17 protein-coding genes, 1 pseudogene and 1 other annotated feature are annotated in these 19,571 nt (G+C 36.4%); all 18 genes and pseudogenes read left to right on the top strand.

Features of this window, described 5'->3' with window-relative positions; all coding sequences use genetic code 11:
- A partial coding sequence (locus tag OCV53_RS11445) for a restriction endonuclease subunit S (protein ID WP_242852164.1) occupies positions 1–766 on the top strand: 766 nt, incomplete at its 5' end.
- A gap of 16 nt (positions 767–782) precedes the next feature.
- The gene (locus OCV53_RS11440; protein ID WP_055198414.1) at positions 783–1,430 is read left to right on the top strand and encodes a DUF3990 domain-containing protein; all 648 of its coding nucleotides are present in this window, start codon (positions 783–785) and stop codon (positions 1,428–1,430) included.
- Positions 1,431–1,439: 9 nt separating this feature from the next.
- Positions 1,440–1,859 (top strand): hypothetical protein, encoded by a 420-nt coding sequence (locus OCV53_RS11435; protein ID WP_330591497.1) that lies wholly within the window; start codon positions 1,440–1,442, stop codon positions 1,857–1,859.
- Positions 1,859–2,332, top strand: a complete 474-nt coding sequence (locus tag OCV53_RS11430; RefSeq protein ID WP_055198411.1) for an NADAR family protein — start codon at positions 1,859–1,861, stop codon at positions 2,330–2,332. Before OCV53_RS11435 ends, OCV53_RS11430 begins: the two co-directional genes overlap by 1 nt.
- A gap of 25 nt (positions 2,333–2,357) precedes the next feature.
- Positions 2,358–2,792, top strand: a pseudogene (locus OCV53_RS11425) (restriction endonuclease subunit S); the annotation flags it as partial.
- A 139-nt stretch (positions 2,793–2,931) separates the two neighbouring features.
- Positions 2,932–5,910, top strand: coding sequence for a type I restriction endonuclease subunit R (locus OCV53_RS11420; protein WP_055198407.1), 2,979 nt, complete (start codon positions 2,932–2,934; stop codon positions 5,908–5,910).
- 58 nt (positions 5,911–5,968) lie between these two features.
- Positions 5,969–6,895, top strand: coding sequence for a site-specific integrase (locus OCV53_RS11415; protein ID WP_055198405.1), 927 nt, complete (start codon positions 5,969–5,971; stop codon positions 6,893–6,895).
- A 213-nt stretch (positions 6,896–7,108) separates the two neighbouring features.
- Positions 7,109–7,412 (top strand) — a binding site (T-box leader).
- A 146-nt stretch (positions 7,413–7,558) separates the two neighbouring features.
- Positions 7,559–9,016 carry an anthranilate synthase component I gene (gene trpE, locus OCV53_RS11410; RefSeq protein ID WP_055198403.1) on the top strand — a complete coding sequence of 486 codons (1,458 nt, stop codon included), beginning with the start codon at positions 7,559–7,561 and terminating at the stop codon, positions 9,014–9,016.
- Positions 9,013–10,656: a bifunctional anthranilate synthase component II/anthranilate phosphoribosyltransferase gene (locus OCV53_RS11405; protein ID WP_055198401.1), complete on the top strand. Its 1,644-nt coding sequence runs from the start codon at positions 9,013–9,015 to the stop codon at positions 10,654–10,656. The genes trpE and OCV53_RS11405 overlap by 4 nt, the downstream gene beginning before the upstream one ends.
- Positions 10,657–10,668: 12 nt before the next feature.
- A complete protein-coding gene (gene trpC / locus OCV53_RS11400; RefSeq protein WP_055198398.1) occupies positions 10,669–11,448 on the top strand; it encodes an indole-3-glycerol phosphate synthase TrpC in 780 nt (259 codons plus the stop codon).
- On the top strand, positions 11,445–12,074 hold the full coding sequence (locus OCV53_RS11395; RefSeq protein ID WP_055198396.1) for a phosphoribosylanthranilate isomerase: 630 nt from the start codon (positions 11,445–11,447) through the stop codon (positions 12,072–12,074). Before trpC ends, OCV53_RS11395 begins: the two co-directional genes overlap by 4 nt.
- Entirely contained in the window at positions 12,067–13,257 is a 1,191-nt protein-coding gene (gene trpB / locus OCV53_RS11390; protein ID WP_055198393.1) for a tryptophan synthase subunit beta, read from the top strand. The genes OCV53_RS11395 and trpB overlap by 8 nt, the downstream gene beginning before the upstream one ends.
- Positions 13,247–14,035 carry a tryptophan synthase subunit alpha gene (gene trpA / locus OCV53_RS11385; RefSeq protein WP_055198391.1) on the top strand — a complete coding sequence of 263 codons (789 nt, stop codon included), beginning with the start codon at positions 13,247–13,249 and terminating at the stop codon, positions 14,033–14,035. The genes trpB and trpA overlap by 11 nt, the downstream gene beginning before the upstream one ends.
- Before the next feature lie 113 nt (positions 14,036–14,148).
- Positions 14,149–15,339 (top strand): pyridoxal phosphate-dependent aminotransferase, encoded by a 1,191-nt coding sequence (locus OCV53_RS11380; RefSeq protein WP_055198389.1) that lies wholly within the window; start codon positions 14,149–14,151, stop codon positions 15,337–15,339.
- Between the two features lie 25 nt (positions 15,340–15,364).
- Entirely contained in the window at positions 15,365–16,417 is a 1,053-nt protein-coding gene (hisC, locus tag OCV53_RS11375) for a histidinol-phosphate transaminase (RefSeq protein WP_055198387.1), read from the top strand.
- A 190-nt stretch (positions 16,418–16,607) separates the two neighbouring features.
- Complete coding sequence (locus tag OCV53_RS11370; protein WP_022374129.1) at positions 16,608–17,489, top strand: DUF5688 family protein; 882 nt, start codon at positions 16,608–16,610, stop codon at positions 17,487–17,489.
- 89 nt (positions 17,490–17,578) lie between these two features.
- The gene (locus OCV53_RS11365) at positions 17,579–18,724 is read left to right on the top strand and encodes an AI-2E family transporter (RefSeq protein ID WP_055198383.1); all 1,146 of its coding nucleotides are present in this window, start codon (positions 17,579–17,581) and stop codon (positions 18,722–18,724) included.
- The gene (gene thyA, locus OCV53_RS11360) at positions 18,721–19,569 is read left to right on the top strand and encodes a thymidylate synthase (protein ID WP_022374131.1); all 849 of its coding nucleotides are present in this window, start codon (positions 18,721–18,723) and stop codon (positions 19,567–19,569) included. Before OCV53_RS11365 ends, thyA begins: the two co-directional genes overlap by 4 nt.
- The last annotated feature ends 2 nt before the right edge of the window (positions 19,570–19,571 follow it).

Below are 19,571 nucleotides of genomic sequence, written 5' to 3'. Positions count from 1 at the left end.
TGTTTATATGCCAAAGAAAAGTGAACAAGAAAAAATAGGATTGTATTTAATGCAACTAGATTCATTAATCACTCTTCACCAGCGAAAGTGTGAAGAAACGAAAAAGTTAAAAAAATATATGCTTCAAAAAATGTTTCCACAAAACGGAAAAAGAGTTCCAGAGATCAGATTTGCAGGATTTACAGACGATTGGGAACAGCGTAAGTTGGGAGATGTTACAGAACTAAAATCAGCATCACGTGTTCATAAAGGCGAATGGACTGATTCAGGTGTTCCATTTTTTAGATCAAGTGACGTTATGGCAGCGATTAATGGAACAACTAATGAAAAGGCATATATCTCCGAAGAATTGTATGAAAAACTTTCAAATGCATCGGGAAAATTGGAAGAAGGAGACGTACTTGTAACAGGTGGTGGTTCTGTCGGAAACCCTTATATTGTGCCGAATAACGAACCACTTTATACAAAAGATGCAGATTTGCTTTGGATAAAAAATCAGGGTAGGTTCTATCCATATTTTCTGTATGAGTATTTCTTTTCACCAACTTTTAGAATTTACTTGAGTAGTATTTCGCATGTAGGAACAATTGCTCACTATACAATTACGCAATTGTCAGAAACACCAATTTCTTTGCCAGATATTGAAGAACAGATAAAGGTGGGTGAATATTTTGAGTCTCTCGACCGCCTCATCACTCTTCACCAGCGAAAATATGAAGAATTGCAAAAAATTAAAAAATTCATGCTGCAAAACATGTTTATATAGGAAGGAGTATAAAAATATGAAAAAAATTGTTCTATATCATGGTACTCCCGATAAAGTATTTACTCCAACCTACGGAAAAGGTAATGAAAAACATGATTACGGCAAAGGATTCTATCTAACAGAAAGTATAGACCTTGCGAAAGAATGGGCAGTGTGCAGACCAAATGAGGAAAATGGTTGGGTACATAAATATGAATTGGATTGCAAAGATCTTAAAGTATTAGATTTTCAAAAACTAAGTGTTCTAACATGGCTTGCAGAACTTATGAAGCATAGAGATGCAGCAGATTCCAAAAGATATAGAATGTTAGCAGCAAAATTTATAGAGAAATATGGGGTAGAAACAGAAGGATATGATGTGATCAAAGGTTGGAGAGCAAATGCTTCTTATTTCTACATTGCAAAAGAATTCGTAAGAGATAACATTGATATTGATATTCTGGAAGAATTACTTTCTCTAGGTGGTTTAGGAATTCAATATTGTATTAAATCAGAGAAAGCATATAATAACTTGCACGAATTGAAAGAAGAATTAGTACCAGTAGATTATTCAGAATTTAATGAACGCTACAATGATCGAGATGTAACAGCCAGAAAGAATATGAGAGATCTGATCAATTCAGATGCAAACGAAGTAACAAAAGTATTTAGTACCCTGTTGTAAGAGGTGAGAATGATGAGAGCATATTCAGATGTCTATCTAGGAGACGTAGTAGAAAATCAAGGAAAATTATTTGATTATGTAGCAAATACCTATCCAGATAAGGATACAGAAGACTTTATCAACGCATATATGACAAGTAAAACAAGGCAAAGTATAGATCAAGCAAAAGCCTATGTAAATACAATGGATGCAAAAGAATTATGGGAATATTTTAAAGAAACCGAACATTATTCTTTACAACAAGGAAAAGCAATGGAAGGTTTTATGCCAGATTGGATTGGAGAATTCTATGCATATTATCAATGGTATTACAATATACCAAGTGCGGAAGTAAATCAGAAAATTAATGTGGATTTTTTAAAAAAAGCATATTATGGATTGCATGATTTGGATTTGGATTTAGCGGTTCAGAAAGTTGGGGAAATATAATGGAAATTATATGTTTTCATAATCCAGATGAGGAGAATGGTTATTTAAGCAATTGGTATGAATCTAAATTTATAGTAGATCATGTGAAATTTTCATCCATGGAACAGTTTATGATGTACCAAAAAGCAATAACATTTCAAGATCAGACGATTGCCAAAGAGATATTACAGACAAAAGATTCAGCAAAGATAAAGCAATTGGGAAGACAAGTAAGAAATTATAATGATCACATATGGAATGGAATTCGTCAGATTGTGGTATATGAGGGATTAGTTGCTAAGTTTTCACAGAATGAAGAATTAAAAAAGCAATTAAAAGAAACAAAAACAGCAATTTTAGCAGAATGTGCAGTGAAGGATCGAATATGGGGAATAGGATTATCTATGAAAGATCTGAAACGATTTGATATAACGCAGTGGAGAGGTCAAAATCTGCTGGGTTATGCACTTATGGAGGTTAGGAAAAGGCTGTAATTAGACGAACTTTTGGGAACAGCGTAAGTTGTCAGATGTGGTTGATTCTGTAGATACTGGTAAGAGTAAATTTGATAAAGAAGGTTCGTCTGGTGAGTATCCGATTCTCGGTTCTACTTCTGTGATTGGATATGATGATGAGTATGATTATGAAGGAGATTTTATCTTGACAGCTCGTGTGGGGGCAAATGCAGGTAGTTTATATCGGCATGCGGGAAAGGTTAAAATCAGCGATAATACGGTATTTATACAGGCATCACAGAATATAGAATTTCTCTATCAGTTGCTTATTCGGTTCGATATTAAGAGACTTTCATTTGGTACTGGGCAACCTCTGGTGAAAGCAAGCGAACTGAAAAGATTAGAATTAATGATGCCAACAGATATGGAAGAGCAGATGCGAATTGGAGTGTATTTTAAAAACCTTGACCACCTTATCACCCTTCACCAGTGCAAGTAAAAACATTCAAAAAATAATAAAATTTGAACATACAAACAGAAAACACAATCAATTCATAATAAAAATATATAAATAAATATTAAAAACATTTTCAAATAAACAAAAATTCGACAATCAAGATACAAAAAAGGAGGACACCATGCCGGAATTAGAATCAATGATAGAGCAAAAACTCATCGAACAGTTAGTTTACGGTGATTCACAGTGGACGTATCGTAAAGATCTGAAAACAGAAGCAGACCTATGGGAAAACTTTAGATATATTTTAGAGCAAAACAATAAAGATCGCCTTGATGGAGAACCTCTATCAGATCAGGAATTTGAACAGGTAAAGAATCAATTACAGTTTTCCTCCTTTTATAAAGCAGGAGAATGGTTAGTAGGAGAAAATGGAAAAGTGCAAGTCCATGTTCAGAGAGATACTAAACGTTTACATCTCGTTGTTATGAATCACGAACATATAGCAGGTGGCAGCAGTGTCTATGAAATAATTAACCAGTATAGTGCATTAAACACAGACGAAAACAGCAACATGCCAGCAAGGGACAGAAGATTTGATGTTACACTTTTGATTAATGGTCTTCCAATGATCCATATCGAATTAAAAAACAAACAACATTCCTATATGGATGGTTTTCGACAGATTAAAAAATACATTGGAGAAGGTAAATTTACAGGGATTTTCTCCGCAGTTCAAATGTTTGTTATTAGTAATGGAGTGAATACAAAATATTTTTCTGCAGCAAGTGATACGGAATTAAATGAGAAATTTGTCAGTGGATGGTTAGATCAAGAAAATAATCCAGTATCGGACTACATAGATTTTGCAAAAAGTGTATTAAGTATTCCACAAGCCCATGAAATGATCGCAAGATACACAGTATTAGATAAAGATGCAAAACGTTTGATCTTACTACGTCCATATCAGATTCATGCGATTGAAGCAGTCAGAGAAGCCTCTAAGAATGGGAAATCAGGGTTTATCTGGCATACGACAGGTTCAGGAAAAACATTGACATCTTATAAAACAACAAGAAATCTACTGATGGATATTCCATCGATTGATAAAGCAATCTTCCTGATCGACCGAAAAGATCTCGATACACAGACAACAATGGCATTTCAGGCTTATGCAAACAATGATCTGATTGATGTAGATGAAACAGACAATGTAAATGATCTAAAGAAGAAACTGAAATCTGCAGACCGACAGGTGATTGTTACAACGATTCAGAAATTACAGATTCTGATCACAAAACGATTAAAAGAAGGAACTCCGGAATACACAAAGATGAAAAATCTGAGAATTGCATTTGTAGTGGATGAATGTCATAGAGCAGTGACTCCAGGAACGAAAAGAACAATTGAAAGATTTTTTGGAAGATCACTATGGTATGGATTTACAGGAACACCAAGATTTGCAGAAAATCCATATCCACAAAAAGGAGATTTACCACGTACAACAGAAGAGTTATATGGAGAACGTCTGCATAAATATACGATTCAAAATGCAATTCATGATGGTGCAGTTTTAGGATTTCAGGTAGAACATAATGGTCCTAAACAGATGACGGATGAAACAGATGTCAGTGCATATGAAAATGAAACACATATGCTAAAAGTATTGGATCATATTTTGAATAAATGTTACTACAAATTAGGATTCCAAAATGGAAGAGGGCAGACCTATGAGGCACTTTTGACAACCAGTTCTATTCAAATGGCACAGCGATATTATGACTTATTAAATCGTGTGAAAAAAGGAAAAACATCACTTCAGATTGACGAAAAAATGAAACAGATACTTCCAGATTTTCCAAAGTTTGCGATTACATATTCAGTAACAGAAAATGAAGAAGGTTCTCATGTAAATCAACAAAAGATGCAGGGTTCTCTGGATGATTATAATGAGATGTTTGGAACAAAATATGATCTGGCACAGATTCAGGGATATAATGCGAATCTAAATAAAAGACTTGCAAGAAAAGATTCAAAATATCAAAGCAGAAAAGAACAGTTAGATTTAGTCATTGTAGTAGACCGTCTGTTAACGGGATTTGATGCACCATGTATGTCAACGATGTTTATTGACCGACAGCCAATGGGACCACATGACCTAATTCAGGCATTTTCAAGGACAAATCGTATTTATGATAAAAACAAGACATATGGGCAGATTGTAACATTCCAAGCTCCAAAACTATTTAAAGAGAGAGTGGATCATGCAGTAAAACTGTATTCTGCTGGAGGAACGAAAGACGCATTATTAGCGGAATGGGATGAAATCGAACCGGCATTCCGTAAATCATTATCTGCACTGAGAGTTGTAGCAGAGACACCGAAAGAGATTCCAACAATGTCATTAAAAGAAAAAGAGATATTTGCTAAAGCATTTCAGGAGTTTGACCGTTTATTTGCTCAGTTGAAATCATTTACAAGATATGATGACAGCATGATGGAAACATATAACATCACACCAGAAGAATATGATGATTATGCAGGCCATTATTTCAATGTGATAGAAGAAATTAAAGCAGAAAAAGCAGATCGGGATCCAAAAGGACAGGAAGAAGATACAGTTATTGATGAAGACTATGAATTGATGGCATACAGTAACACGAAGATTGACTATGAATACATCATTCATTTGATCCAGAATATTGTTACACCAGATGATGAAGCGGAAGAAATTACGCCAGAAGAACGACAGAAAAAGATTGATGAAGTAAAACAGTATGTAGAAGAATTAAATAAAGAAAATCCAAAGATTGCACAGATTATGTCAGATTTGATCACAGAAATTGAGAAAGATGAAGAAAAATATAAGGGACAATCCATTTTACATATTGTCGAAGACACAAAACAAGACTGTATTGATCAGGTCATCACAGATTTCTGTTACCGTTGGTTTGCATCCAAAGAAGATATCATGTATGCAGCAACACATTACAGAAATGGAGAAATTCCAAATGAAAGTGCGATCAGAACAACTGTAGATTATGCAAGTTATAAGAAAGCGCAGGAAAAGGCGATTCCAAAATTTAAATACTATGCAAAATTATTTGAGGAATTGAGAAAGACATTGGATGAAGAGATAGAGCCATTTATGATAAGCTAGCATTTTATTTAAAAATCCAGATCATTATCAGCGTAAGTAATAAAAATGGAGGTAGCTTATGCAAAATGATATGGATAAAACACAGTTTTTTTGTGAATACTACAAACAATGGATTGAAATCTATAAAAGAGGTGCGATCAGAGAAGCAACCATGGCAAAATATCTGATGACACAGAAATGGCTTGAAAAATTGATTCCAGAATTAAAAGTAGAAGAATTAACAAGAACGGCATACCAGCAATTACTAAACGATTACGCCAAAGAACATGAACGCCAGACAACTCTTGACTTTCATCATCAGCTGAAAGGAGCGATCCTTGATGCATTGGATGAAGGAATGATCAAAAGAGATCCAACAAGAAAAGCGATCATCAAGGGCAAGACACCAAGAGCAAAGAAGATTAAATATCTGAATCAATTTGAATTACATACATTGTTAGCAGATTTAGAACTAAAAGAGACACCAGATTGGGATTGGTTTTTATTACTGGTAGCGAAAACAGGGATGCGTTTTTCAGAAGCACTTGCGATCACACCAGAAGATTTTGATTTTTCAAGACAGACACTATCCATCAGCAAAACATGGGACTACAAAGGAGCAGGCGGATTTCTTCCAACAAAAAATAAATCATCTGTAAGGAAGATACAAATAGATTGGCAGATTGTGGTAAAGTTCTCAGAATTGATCAAGAATTTACCACAAGACCAGCCAATTTTTGTAGGAGAATCAAAGATATACAATTCAACAGTAAATAATATACTTTCAAGACATTGTAAAGAATGTGGAATCTCCGAAATATCTATTCATGGACTTCGTCATACTCACGCCTCTTTGTTGTTATTCGCAGGAGTATCCATTGCAAGTGTGGCAAGAAGATTAGGACATGCAAGCATGACGACAACGCAGAAGACATATTTACATATCATACAGGAGTTAGAGAATAAAGATGTAGATCTTGTTATGAGAACATTATCAGGATTGTAGGAATAGAAATATAACAGTGAGATTTGGTTACTTACGCTATAATGAATGAGTATTTAGGACAGGAGTTTCGTGGGCTCCTGTCTTTTTTAATCCAGAGAAAAGCAGAGAGGAGATTTGTGAAATTTTAATGAATTAAAAAATATAATCAGAAAATTCTTGACAAATAAAAAATCGACTCATATAATATAAACAAGTATTTAACAAGTTAAAGTGATAAATCCAATGAACAAAAGTAAGTAGCTCATCAAACAGTCTTACAGAGAGTGACCGATTGCTGGAAGGTCATAGATATGTGATAAGCGAATGGATTTGTGAGGAGCACAGAGAACTGTTTATGAAACTTAGTAACTGTCGCCGTTATCCCACGTTACGGGAACGAGATATAAAAGCTTTTTATTATCGAACAAAGCGGAGTATCTTAAGTGAGGAGAGATATTTTCTAAGATATTTTAGCAAGAAGAGAAGATCAGAAGATATTTCTTGAATATGGGTGGCACCACGGTCTATCGTCCCTAGTAGTAGGAACGATGGGCCTTTTTTATTTCATAAATAAAAGAAAATGTACTGCTTATGCAAAACGGCCCTATCTATAAATCATAGTATACAGATATACAAACTATGAAAAATAAAACCACGGCGATAAATTTTGATCAGGAGGCAGATATGTTATATCCGACATTAAACAAAGTTGAAGAACTATTAAAAGAATATCAGATTGTACCTGTATTTTACGAAGTACTGGCAGATTATATGACACCGATCCGTATGTTCCAGGCATTAAGAAAACAAGGAACCCCATGTTTCATGCTTGAGAGTGTGGAAAATAAAGACCAGTGGGGAAGATATTCTTTCATCGGGATCAATCCAAGATCAGAGATTAAAATTTCTGGAAAAGAATTAGAAGTCAATGGAGTGAAACAGAAAGAAGAATTCCAGATGAGGTACCTAAGTGATCTGATCGAGAAATACAAATCTCCAGTGATGGAAGATTATCCAAAGTTAACAGGTGGACTGATCGGGTATTTTGGATATGACATGATCCGTCAAGTGGAAAAGAAATTAACAAATGTTCCAGAAGATGACTTGAATATGCCAGAGTGCCACTTATGCATGTACGATGAGATCATTGCATTCGATCATTTAGCAAACAAAGCCGTGATCATTCAGAACATTCATAAAGGAGATAATATAAAACAGAAATACGAAGAATTAGAAGACAAAGCAGAATTGATCCTTCACAAGATGGAACGCCCGGTATCACTTTCCAAAGACAGATTCACACCAGCAAAAGCCAAAGTGGTATCAAATCTTACAAAAGAACAATACGAAGCAAATGTAAAGAAAGCCAAAGAATATATTAAAAACGGAGACATTTTCCAGGTCGTATTATCCCAGAGATTTGAGATAGATACAGACGTTGATCCATTTGATGTTTACCGATGCTTAAGAACATCAAACCCATCTCCATACCTTTATTTCTTCGATTTCATCGACTATCAGGTCGTCGGAGCTTCTCCAGAGAAGCTAGTCAGTGTCTTAAATGGAATCGTAGCAACCAAGCCGATCGCAGGAACGGTTCCAAGAGGAAAGACAAAAGAAGAAGACGATATGTTGGTTAGACAGTTAGTCAATGATCCAAAGGAACGAGCAGAACACACAATGCTAGTCGATCTTGGAAGAAATGATGTTGGAAAAGTCAGCAAGTTCGGAACAGTAGAAGTCAAAAACTTTATGACAGTTGAGAAATATTCCAAAGTCACTCATCTAGTCAGTGATGTACAGGGAGAATTAAGAGATGACGAAAATCAAATCAATGCATTGATGAGCGTTCTACCAGCAGGAACCTTATCTGGAGCGCCAAAGGTAAGAGCGATGGAGATCATCGATGAGCTGGAAAACAAAAAACGAGGTGTTTACGGTGGAACCGTCGGATATCTTGGATTTGATGGAAATATTGATACTTGTATCGCAATCCGAACAGTTGTATTTAAAGATGGAAAAGGATATGTACAGGCAGGAGCTGGAATCGTCAACGACTCCGTTCCAGAAAAAGAATTTATGGAGACAAAGAATAAAGCATTAGCTGTTGTAAATGCAGTGAAGGAGGCAGCAAAGTTATGATTTTAATGATAGATAATTATGATTCATTTACTTATAACGTATATCAGTATATCGGATCTTTGTATCCACAGATTCAGGTGGTACGAAATGATGAGATCACAATTGAAGAGATCAAAAACTTACAAAACCTAGAAGCACTTGTTATCTCCCCAGGACCTGGATATCCAGATAGTGCTGGAATTTCAAAAGATGTGATCAAAACATTTGGAAAAGATATCCCAATCTTAGGGATCTGTTTAGGACATCAGGCGATTGGAGAAGTATATGGTGGAAAAGTTGTTCCAGCAAAAGAATTGATGCATGGAAAAATGAGCGAGATCACAATCGATAATAAAAATCCTTTATTCGAAGAATTAGAAGATAAAATATATGCCGCAAGATATCATTCACTGATCATTGACGACGAAACAATCCCAGATAAATTAGAAATCATCGGAAGAGATGAAAAAGGACAGATCATGGCAGTGTGCCACAAAGAATATCCGGTTTATGGAATTCAGTTCCATCCAGAATCCATCTTAACCGAAATGGGAATGAAGATCTTAGAAAAATTTTTAACAAACATCGCAGGAATCAGACTTGGAGATTCTACAAAGGAGGAAACTATGAGCGCAGTCAATCAAGAAACATTAAAACCATTTTTAGCAAAAATCGTAGAAGGAAATCATTTGACAGAAGAAGAAGCTTATAAAGCGATGGACTGCATCATGTCAGGAAATGCGACTGACGCACAGATGGGAAGTTTCCTAACAGGTCTTCGGATGAATCATGAAACACCAGAAGAGATCACAGGATTTGCGAAAGTTATGAGAGCTAAAGCAGCGATCATTCCAGAAGAAACAGAAGCGATCGATATCGTAGGAACTGGTGGGGACCTTGCAAACAGCTTTAATATTTCCACCACATCATCCTTTGTGATCGCAGCAGCAGGAGCTAAAGTTGCAAAACATGGAAATCGAAGCGTATCTTCAAAGAGCGGTGCAGCCGATGTCTTAGAAGCTTTGGGAGCAAAGATCGGATTAACATCAGAAGAAAGTAAGGAATGTTTGGATGAAGTTGGAGCAGCGTTCTTATTTGCACAGACACATCACGGTTCCATGAAATACGCTGGACCAGTCAGAGCACAGCTTGGAGTAAGATCTGTATTTAATATCTTAGGACCTTTAGCAAACCCAGCAATGACAAACTACATTGTTTTAGGTGTTTATGAAAAAGCTTTAGTTCGTCCAATGGCAGATGTTATGAAGAATCTTGGAGTGAAGAGAGCGTTGATCGTATACGGAGACGACGGATTAGATGAAATCTCAATCTCATCCACAACAAGTGTGTGCGAGATCAATGGAGATGAGATCAAAGAATACACGATCGATCCAGAAAAATTAGGATTCACACTTGCGAAGAAAGAAGATATCGTCGGTGGTACAGCCGATGAAAATGCAGTGATCACAAAAGATATCTTAACTGGAAAGGAACAGGGAGCAAAACGAGACATCGTTTTATTAAATGCAGGAGCAGCTCTTTACACGATCGGGAAAGCAGAAACGATCAAAGACGGGGTGAAATTAGCAGCTAAGATGATCGATTCTGGAAAAGCAAATGAGAAATTAGAACAGTTTATTGCATATACAAATGCAAGATAGATGAGGTGAAATATGATCTTAGATGATATCGTAGAAAAGCGAAAAGAACAATTACAGAGAGAAAAAGATAATATTGAGCCACAAGATATGAAGGAAATGGCGTTAAATTCCAAGAATAAAAATCATGGATTTAAAGAAGCCTTAAAGGAATCTGGATTATCCGTGATCTCAGAAGTCAAAAAAGCATCCCCATCCAAAGGTGTGATCACAGAAGATTTTCGGCCGGTGGAAACAGCGATCGCCTATGAAGAGGCAGGTGCAGCAGCGATTTCTTGTTTAACTGAGGAACATTATTTCAAAGGTGGCAGCAAATATTTTGCAGATATCAGAGCAAAAGTAAATATCCCAATGTTAAGAAAAGATTTTATTTTTGATGAATACCAGATTTACGAAGCAAAGGTGCTCGGAGCTGATGCGATTCTTTTGATCGCAGCTATTCTTTCCGAAGAAAAGATCAAAGAATTTTATGATCTGGCAAAAAGCTTAGACCTTGATTGTCTGGTAGAAGTTCATAACGAAGAAGAATTAAAGAAAGTTATCGCATGTGGATGTGACATCATTGGAATCAACAACCGTAACTTAAAGACATTTGATGTTGATCTCAATACAACAAGCAAACTTGCACCACTCATTCCATATGAAGCCGTCTTAGTTTCTGAAAGTGGAATGAAAGATGAAAATGATATGAAAAATGTCAAAGAACAGGGAGCCGATGCTGTACTGATCGGTGAGACATTTATGAGATCTGACAATATCAAAGAAACCATGGAACAGTTACGGAGTTGCTTATGAAAGTAAAAATGTGTGGAATGAGAAGAAAAGAAGATATCGCATATGCAAATGAAGTAAAACCAGATGCAGTCGGCTATATCTTCTTTCCGAAAAGCAAACGATATGTGACAGGACAGCAGGCAAAAGAATTTGACCAAGATTTAGATCAGGATATCTTAAGTGTTGGAGTTTTTGTAAACGAAACAATTGAGAAAGTCATAGAGATCGCAAACCAAGTTCCATTAGATGTGATCCAGTTACATGGAGATGAAGATCATACTTACGTTGAACAGTTAAAACAACAGACAGATAAAGAAATCTGGAAAGTTGTCAGAGTAAAGGATACCAACGATATCAAAGAAGCTGAAAAGCTTCCAGTCGATAAATTGTTACTGGATACATTTACAGAAGAAAAAGATATGTATGGAGGTACTGGAAAAGTAATGAATTATAACTTGATTCCAAAAGAAGAAATCAGCAAACCATTTTTCATTGCAGGAGGGCTTCACAGCAACAATATAAAAGAAATCATAAAAAAAGTTCATCCATATGGGATCGACATTTCCAGTGGGATCGAAACGGATGGATACAAAGATTTGAAAAAAATGAAAGAAATCATGCAGATAACAGGAGGAAGACATGAGTAAAATAGGAAGATTTGGAGAGTATGGTGGACAGTATGTACCAGAAATCGTAATGAATGCAGTAAATGAGTTAAATGAGGCTTATGAAAAATATAAAAATGACCCAGAATTTTTATCTGAATTACGTCAGTTATACAGAGATTACGCAAACCGTCCATCTCTTTTATATTACGCAGAGAAGATGACGAAAGATCTTGGCGGGGCAAAAGTATATTTAAAACGAGAAGATTTAAACCATACAGGTGCTCATAAGATCAACAACGTATTAGGACAGATCTTACTAGCAAAGAGAATGGGCAAAAAAAGGATCATCGCAGAGACAGGTGCAGGACAGCACGGAGTTGCCACAGCAACGGTTGCAGCATTATTTGATATGGAATGTGTTGTATATATGGGAGCAGAAGATGTGGAACGCCAGAGTTTAAATGCCTATCGTATGGAACTCCTTGGAGCGAAAGTTCATGCGGTAGAAAGCGGAACAAGAACCTTAAAAGATGCGATCAATGAGGCCATGAGAGACTGGGCTACAAATATTGAGACAACATTTTATTGCATCGGTTCTGTAATGGGTCCTCATCCATATCCAACCATGGTGCGTGACTTCCAGAAGATCATCGGAGAAGAGACAAAAGCACAGATGAAAGAAGTCGAAGGAAAACTTCCAGATGCAGTTTTTGCCTGCGTTGGTGGTGGATCCAATGCGATGGGAATGTTCTATGATTTTATCCCAGATGAAAGTGTCAGACTGATCGGTGCAGAAGCAGCTGGGCGTGGAATTGATACCTTAGATCATGCAGCAACGATCGCCAAAGGAAGCAAAGGTATTTTCCATGGAATGAAGAGTTTATTCTTACAGAACGAAGAAGGGCAGATCGATCCTGTATACTCTATTTCTGCGGGACTTGATTATCCAGGAATCGGGCCAGAACATGCACATCTTCATGAAATCGGAAGAGCGGAGTATGTAAGTATTACAGATGAACAGGCAGTCAAAGCCTTTGAATATTTATCTAAAACAGAAGGAGTGATTCCAGCGATCGAATCATCTCATGCAGTGGCAGCAGCCATGGATATCGTTCCAACAATGAGCAAAGACCAGTCAGTCGTGATCTGTCTGTCCGGTCGTGGAGACAAAGACGTTTATCAGGTAGCAAGATACAGAGGAGTGCAGTTAGATGAAAATTAGAGAAACATTTGAGAATCGAAAAAAGAATGGACAAAAGGCATTAGTAACTTACATTGTATCTGGAGATTATGGATATGAGACAACAAAAGAAAATATCAGAGCGATGGTAAAAGCAGGCGCTGACGTGATCGAGATCGGAATTCCATTCTCAGATCCAATCGCAGAAGGTGTTGTCATTCAGGAAGCCAGCCAGCATTCTCTTGCAGGTGGCACAACATTAAAAGGTATTTTTCAGATGGTGAAAGAATTAAGAGAAGAGATTAAAGAAACACCATTTGTCATGATGATGTATATCAATACAATTTATCGTTTTGGAACAGAGAGATTCTTTGAGCTTTGTAATGAATGCGGGGTTCAGGGAGTGATCGTTCCAGATATGCCATACGAAGAAAAGGACGAGATTCAGCCAATTGCGACAGCTCATGGCGTTGATAATATCAGCCTGGTAACACCAACTTCACATGATCGAATCGCTAAGATCGCAAAAGATGCGGAAGGATTCCTATACTGTGTTTCATCTATTGGGGTGACTGGAACAAGAAATGAATTTACAACAGATTTTGACGAATTCTTTGGAATCATCAAGAAAAATGCAACGATTCCTTGTGCTGTAGGATTCGGTATTTCAGGCCCAGAACAGGCGAAGAAAATGAGTACTTACTGTGACGGTGTTATTGTTGGAAGTGCGATCGTGAAACTGATCAGCCAATATGGCGAAGAAAGTCCTGAAAAAGTTTATGAATTTACAAAGAGCTTAAGAGATGCTTTAGATGAATAAAATGATCTGCAAATAAAATGAAGTGAAAATTACAGCAATCAGCGAGGATTGTTGTAATTTTCTGCATTTTTTTGTAAAATAAAACTAATGGCAAAGAAAGGAAGAAACAGATCATGTTATCAAAAGAAGTAGTAGAATTATCCAAACAGCATTCCGTTATCCGTGATATTTTCGAATATGGAATGAAAAGAGCAAAAGAAGTTGGAGCAGAGAATGTATTTGATTTCAGTATCGGAAATCCAAGTGTTCCAGCACCAAAAGAAATTGATAAGACAGCACTTCGTCTGTTAAAGACATCTGATCCAGTGGATATCCACGGATATACAAGCAATGCCGGAGTGTTAGAAGTAAGAGAAAATATTGCCAAATCTTTAAATCGAAGATTTGATACAAATTATACAGCAGCAAATATCTTTATGACGATCGGAGCAGCAGCAGCCCTTGGAATCTGTTTTAAGACATTAGTTGATGGACCAGAAGACGATATTATTACATTTGCACCACATTTTCCGGAATACGCAGTCTATGCACAGGGAGCAGGATGTAAATTAAGAGTTATTTCTGCAGATACCAAAGCATTCCAGATCAATTTTGAAGAATTAGAAGAAACGATCAGCGAGCATACCAAAGCAATCCTCATTAACTCTCCAAACAATCCATCTGGAGTTGTTTATTCCAGAGAAACAATTGAGAAATTAGCTGCATTATTAGAGAAGAAACAAAAAGAATACGGACACAGTATTTATATCATTTCTGATGAACCATACAGAGAGATCGCATATGATGGATTTGAAGTGCCATATGTTCCACATTTTTATGATAATACATTAGTTGCATATTCTTTCAGTAAATCATTATCACTGCCAGGAGAACGAGTAGGTTATATTGTAGCACCAAATGAAGCAGAAGATTTTGATAATTTACTGCCAGCATTTATTGCATCCGCACGTTTACTTTCTTATGTCTGTGTGCCAACACTGTATCAGAAAGTTGTTGGAGAATGTGTAGATTTAACTTCTGATCTTTCTATTTATCAGAAGAACAAAGACTTATTCTACAATGCATTAGTTGACATGGGATATGAATGCGTAGAACCAGGTGGAGCATTCTATTTATTCCCGAAAGCATTAGAAGAAGATGCCAATGCATTTTGTGAAAAGGCAAAAGAATACGATCTTCTGATCGTGCCTGGAGACAGCTTTGGATGCCCAGGTTATGTGCGTATTTCATACTGCGTACCAACAGAACGTATTGAAAAAGCCCTTCCATTATTTAAGAAACTGATCGACGATTACCGCAAATAAGCCAATACAGATAAAGGAGACCTTCATGAAAAGCTGGAGAGATAATGTACGAAAAGTAGAGCCTTATACACCAGGGGAACAACCAAAAGAAGAAGGTGTGATCAAGTTAAATACAAATGAAAACCCTTATCCACCATCAGAGAAGATCAAGGAAGCGATGAGCGAGATCAAAAATCTTCGCAAATATCCAGATCCTGCAGCAACCAAACTGGTAGAAGCAATTGCATCTTATCATGGATTTGATAAAGAAGAAGTGTTTGTAGGAGTTGGATCTGATGATGTGCTTGCTGTTGCATTTATGACATTTTTCAACGGCAAGAAACCAATCTTCTTCCCAGATATCACATATTCTTTCTATCCTGTATGGGCAGAATTATTTGGAATTCCATATGAGAAGAAAGTAGTCAATGCTGCATTTGAGATTCAGAAAGAAGATTATTATGCGGAAAATGGCGGAGTTGTGTTCCCAAATCCAAATGCGCCAACAGGAGCATTTTTATCCTTAGATGTTGTAGAAGATATCATCAAACATAACCAGAATGTTGTCGTGATCGTTGATGAAGCATATATTGATTTCGGTGGTGACACAGCAAAAGAACTGACAAGAAAATATGACAATGTATTAGTCGTTCAGACATATTCTAAATCAAGATCGTTAGCGGGACTTCGAATCGGATATGCGATCGGTAACAAAGAACTGATTAAAGCAATGAACGATGTCAAATATTCTTACAATTCTTATACAATGAATGAACCATCGATCGTTCTTGGAACAGCTGTCTTAGAAGATGAAGAATATTTTCAGGAGACAAGAAAGAAAATTATTGAGACAAGAGAATGGTTCCAGATAGAAATGAGAAAGATCGGATTTAATTTTGCAGATTCTAAGGCAAACTTTATCTTTGCTACGCATGAGCGTGTTCCTGCTAAAGAGATTTTTGAAGCAGCGAAGAAAGCAAAGATTTATGTTCGTTATTTCGATCAGCCAAGAATCGATAATTATTTAAGAATCACGATCGGTACAAGAAAAGAAATGGAAACATTGCTTGATTTTCTAAAAGAATTTACAGCACAATAAAATTATTATAAGCAGAATGCGACATTGTGGGGAAAAAGGAATTTTGAAAAATAAATTTCTTTTTTTCTTGCAATTAACTGGAAAATATTGTATGATTATATGGAAAATATTTACATACGAGAACAAGTGAGGAAAATAAGAAATTAAGGGGTTATGGCATGAGTTTTCGGCCAACAGGAAGGAGAAAGCCATGTTAAGCGAGAAAGAATTTTATTTGTATGTAGAGAAGAATATTTTAAAGTATCTTCCAGAGATGGAAGATCAGAAGGTTATGGTACAGAGGGTTAAGAAAAACAATCAGGTTTCTATGATGGGATTATCGATCGGAGAGCAGAAGAATTATCTGCTTCCAGTATTATATCTTGAACCATTTTATCGTAATCATTTAAGAGGACAGACGATTGAAGAGACGATGAGAGAGATCGCAAGTGTTTATCAGGGACACCAGGTGGGATTTTACCTTGATGAGGATAAAGTTTCAGATTATGAGTATATTAAAAAGAATCTGTTCTACAGGGTCATTAACTATGAGAAGAATAAGGAATTGCTCAAATATACACCACATGAACGCTTTTTAGATCTTGCAGTAACTTATAGATGGGCAGCGTACCGGAATCATGATGGAATGGCAAGTGCATTAGTCCGAAACAAGGAACTTTTGATGTGGGGCATTTCAAAAGATCAGATGATGAAGGATGCTAGAGAGAACACAGAGAAGATTTTTCCACCAGTGATGAGAAAGATTCAGTCTGTACTTCCAATTCACATCATTGAAGAAGAGATTCCATTGTTTGTTATGTCGAATGGAGATTATATGAACGGAGCATCCGTGATCCTTTACAAAGATGTTTTGAGGGATTTTGCAAAATATATGGAATATGATCTTTATATTCTGCCAAGCAGTATTCATGAGGTTATCATTTTATTAGATAATGAATATGCAAAAGCCCCAGAAGAACTTGCCAGGATGGTAAGAGAGACAAATCGTATCGTTGTGGATAGGGAAGAAATCTTATCAGATCATGTATATTATTATGACAGAGAGAAAGATGAGATTAGAATTGCCAAGTAAGAGATTGTAACGTATAATGGTTCTTTAAGAGATGGAAAATGGTATGAAAATTCAATGATATACTAATTACATCAAGGAGTGATACGATTATGAAACGTTGGGAGATTTATCTGGATATTATCATGGAATTACTGGTAATACTCGCGGGAGCATTGCTTTTGATCTTTGTATTGCCTAAGACACTGGCATTTTTGTGGCCATTTGTGGCTGGTTGGATCATATCAATGATAGCACACCCAGTGATTGAATATCTGGAGAAGAAAGTAAAATTGCCAAAGAAATTTGGTTCTGCGATACTAATTGCAGTTGTTATAACAGCAATCATTGCAGTTTTGTATTTTGCAGTGAGAGGAATTGCACTGCAGGTCATCGGATTTGTACAAGATATGCCGGATATCAGACAGGAAATTATGAGACAGGGAATTATTTTCCAGAAGAAGATAGAACATTTTTTAAGTATTTTACCACCTTCCTTTGGAAAACAGTTTGAACAGTGGAGTGGTTCAATCGGAGAATTGTTGAAGAAAGCAGCAACATCTGCAGGAGACTATGGGGTAGCTCATGCAGGAGGAGTTGCCAAAGGTGTGACAAGTGGACTTTTGGGACTTGTCGTTATGTTATTTTCAGCTTATATGTTCTCGCTAGAACGAGAAAAGATCATTGCATGGTATGAAAAATGTATTCCAGGATTTGTAAAACATAAAATAGATGTATTTATGAAGAATTCTGTAGGAGTTTTAGTGAGCTACTGTTTTGCACAGTTAAAGATCATGGTTGTGATCATAGCAATTTTGTGGATTGGATTTTTTGTTGCAGGCATTGGACATTCATTCATTTATGCTGTTTTAGTAGGAATTGTCGATATATTTCCAATTCTTGGAACAGGTACAGTCATTATACCATGGGCAATATTTAAGATGATCACAGGCGATATCAAGACAGCAATCCTCTTACTGATCGTGTACGCAATCTGTTTAGTGTTAAAACAGGTTCTGCAGCCAAAGATGATGGGAGACAGCATGGGAATTTCTGCGCTGACAACAATCTTTTTGATCTATGTTGGTCTGAAATTTGGAGGATTAGGCGGAATGTTACTGGCACTGATCCTTGGAATGTTTGTGATCAACTTATACAGATTAGGTGTATTTGACCGTAAGATCGCATTTTTCAAACGAAGATTTGAGATGCTTACAACAAATAGTGAGGAAGAAGAAAAGGAGAATAAGAAAGAATGAGTTATGCAGATCAGGTATTTATATCTATGTGCGAAGATATTTTAGAGAATGGAACAAGTACAGAAGGCGAGAAAGTCCGCCCTCACTGGCCGGATGGAGAGTCTGCGTATACGATCAAACAGTTTGGCGTTGTAAACCGATATGATCTGTCAAAAGAATTTCCAGCTCTGACATTAAGAAAGACATATATCAAGTCAGCAATCGATGAATTATTATGGATCTGGCAGAAAAAATCAAATAATGTTCATGATCTTAAGAGTCACGTATGGGATGAATGGGCAGATGAAGACGGTTCCATTGGAAAAGCTTATGGATACCAGATGGGAATCAAACATCAATACAAGGAGGGAATGATGGATCAGGTAGATCGTGTGATCTACGATCTTAAGAATAACCCATACAGCCGAAGGATCATGACCAATATTTATGTTCATCAGGATCTACATGAGATGAATCTTTATCCATGTGCATACAGCGTGACATTTAACGTAACAAAGAAGCCAGGACATGATAAACTGACATTAAATGCAATCTTAAATCAGCGTTCACAGGATATTTTAGCAGCAAATAACTGGAATGTTGTACAGTATGCAGCTTTAGTTTATATGATGGCTCAGGTATGTGATATGGAAGCAGGAGAATTAGTACATGTGATCGCAGATGCCCATATTTATGATCGTCATATTCCGATTATTAAAGAAATGATCAAACGAGAGACATATCCTGCACCAAAAGTAACACTGAATCCAGAAGTCAAAGATTTCTATGAATTTACAACAGATGATTTCAAGATCGAAGATTATCAGGCAGGAGAACAGATCAAAGATATTCCAATTGCGATATAAGA

The organism is Anaerostipes amylophilus (assembly GCF_025567365.1).
GTDB classification, from domain to species: domain Bacteria; phylum Bacillota; class Clostridia; order Lachnospirales; family Lachnospiraceae; genus Anaerostipes; species Anaerostipes amylophilus.
Note: the sequence above shows the minus strand (reverse complement) of the source record. Positions and strands in the feature narration are given on the sequence as shown.

Excerpts from the sequence above, each read along its gene's own strand:
- OCV53_RS11440 (WP_055198414.1), top strand. The coding sequence starts at position 783 with ATGAAAAAAATTGTTCTATATCATGGTACTCCCGATAAAGTATTTACT.
- OCV53_RS11435 (WP_330591497.1), top strand. The coding sequence starts at position 1,440 with ATGATGAGAGCATATTCAGATGTCTATCTAGGAGACGTAGTAGAAAAT.
- OCV53_RS11430 (WP_055198411.1), top strand. The coding sequence starts at position 1,859 with ATGGAAATTATATGTTTTCATAATCCAGATGAGGAGAATGGTTATTTA.
- OCV53_RS11420 (WP_055198407.1), top strand. The coding sequence starts at position 2,932 with ATGCCGGAATTAGAATCAATGATAGAGCAAAAACTCATCGAACAGTTA.
- OCV53_RS11415 (WP_055198405.1), top strand. The coding sequence starts at position 5,969 with ATGCAAAATGATATGGATAAAACACAGTTTTTTTGTGAATACTACAAA.
- trpE (WP_055198403.1), top strand. The coding sequence starts at position 7,559 with ATGTTATATCCGACATTAAACAAAGTTGAAGAACTATTAAAAGAATAT.
- OCV53_RS11405 (WP_055198401.1), top strand. The coding sequence starts at position 9,013 with ATGATTTTAATGATAGATAATTATGATTCATTTACTTATAACGTATAT.
- trpC (WP_055198398.1), top strand. The coding sequence starts at position 10,669 with ATGATCTTAGATGATATCGTAGAAAAGCGAAAAGAACAATTACAGAGA.
- OCV53_RS11395 (WP_055198396.1), top strand. The coding sequence starts at position 11,445 with ATGAAAGTAAAAATGTGTGGAATGAGAAGAAAAGAAGATATCGCATAT.
- trpB (WP_055198393.1), top strand. The coding sequence starts at position 12,067 with ATGAGTAAAATAGGAAGATTTGGAGAGTATGGTGGACAGTATGTACCA.
- trpA (WP_055198391.1), top strand. The coding sequence starts at position 13,247 with ATGAAAATTAGAGAAACATTTGAGAATCGAAAAAAGAATGGACAAAAG.
- OCV53_RS11380 (WP_055198389.1), top strand. The coding sequence starts at position 14,149 with ATGTTATCAAAAGAAGTAGTAGAATTATCCAAACAGCATTCCGTTATC.
- hisC (WP_055198387.1), top strand. The coding sequence starts at position 15,365 with ATGAAAAGCTGGAGAGATAATGTACGAAAAGTAGAGCCTTATACACCA.
- OCV53_RS11370 (WP_022374129.1), top strand. The coding sequence starts at position 16,608 with ATGTTAAGCGAGAAAGAATTTTATTTGTATGTAGAGAAGAATATTTTA.
- OCV53_RS11365 (WP_055198383.1), top strand. The coding sequence starts at position 17,579 with ATGAAACGTTGGGAGATTTATCTGGATATTATCATGGAATTACTGGTA.
- thyA (WP_022374131.1), top strand. The coding sequence starts at position 18,721 with ATGAGTTATGCAGATCAGGTATTTATATCTATGTGCGAAGATATTTTA.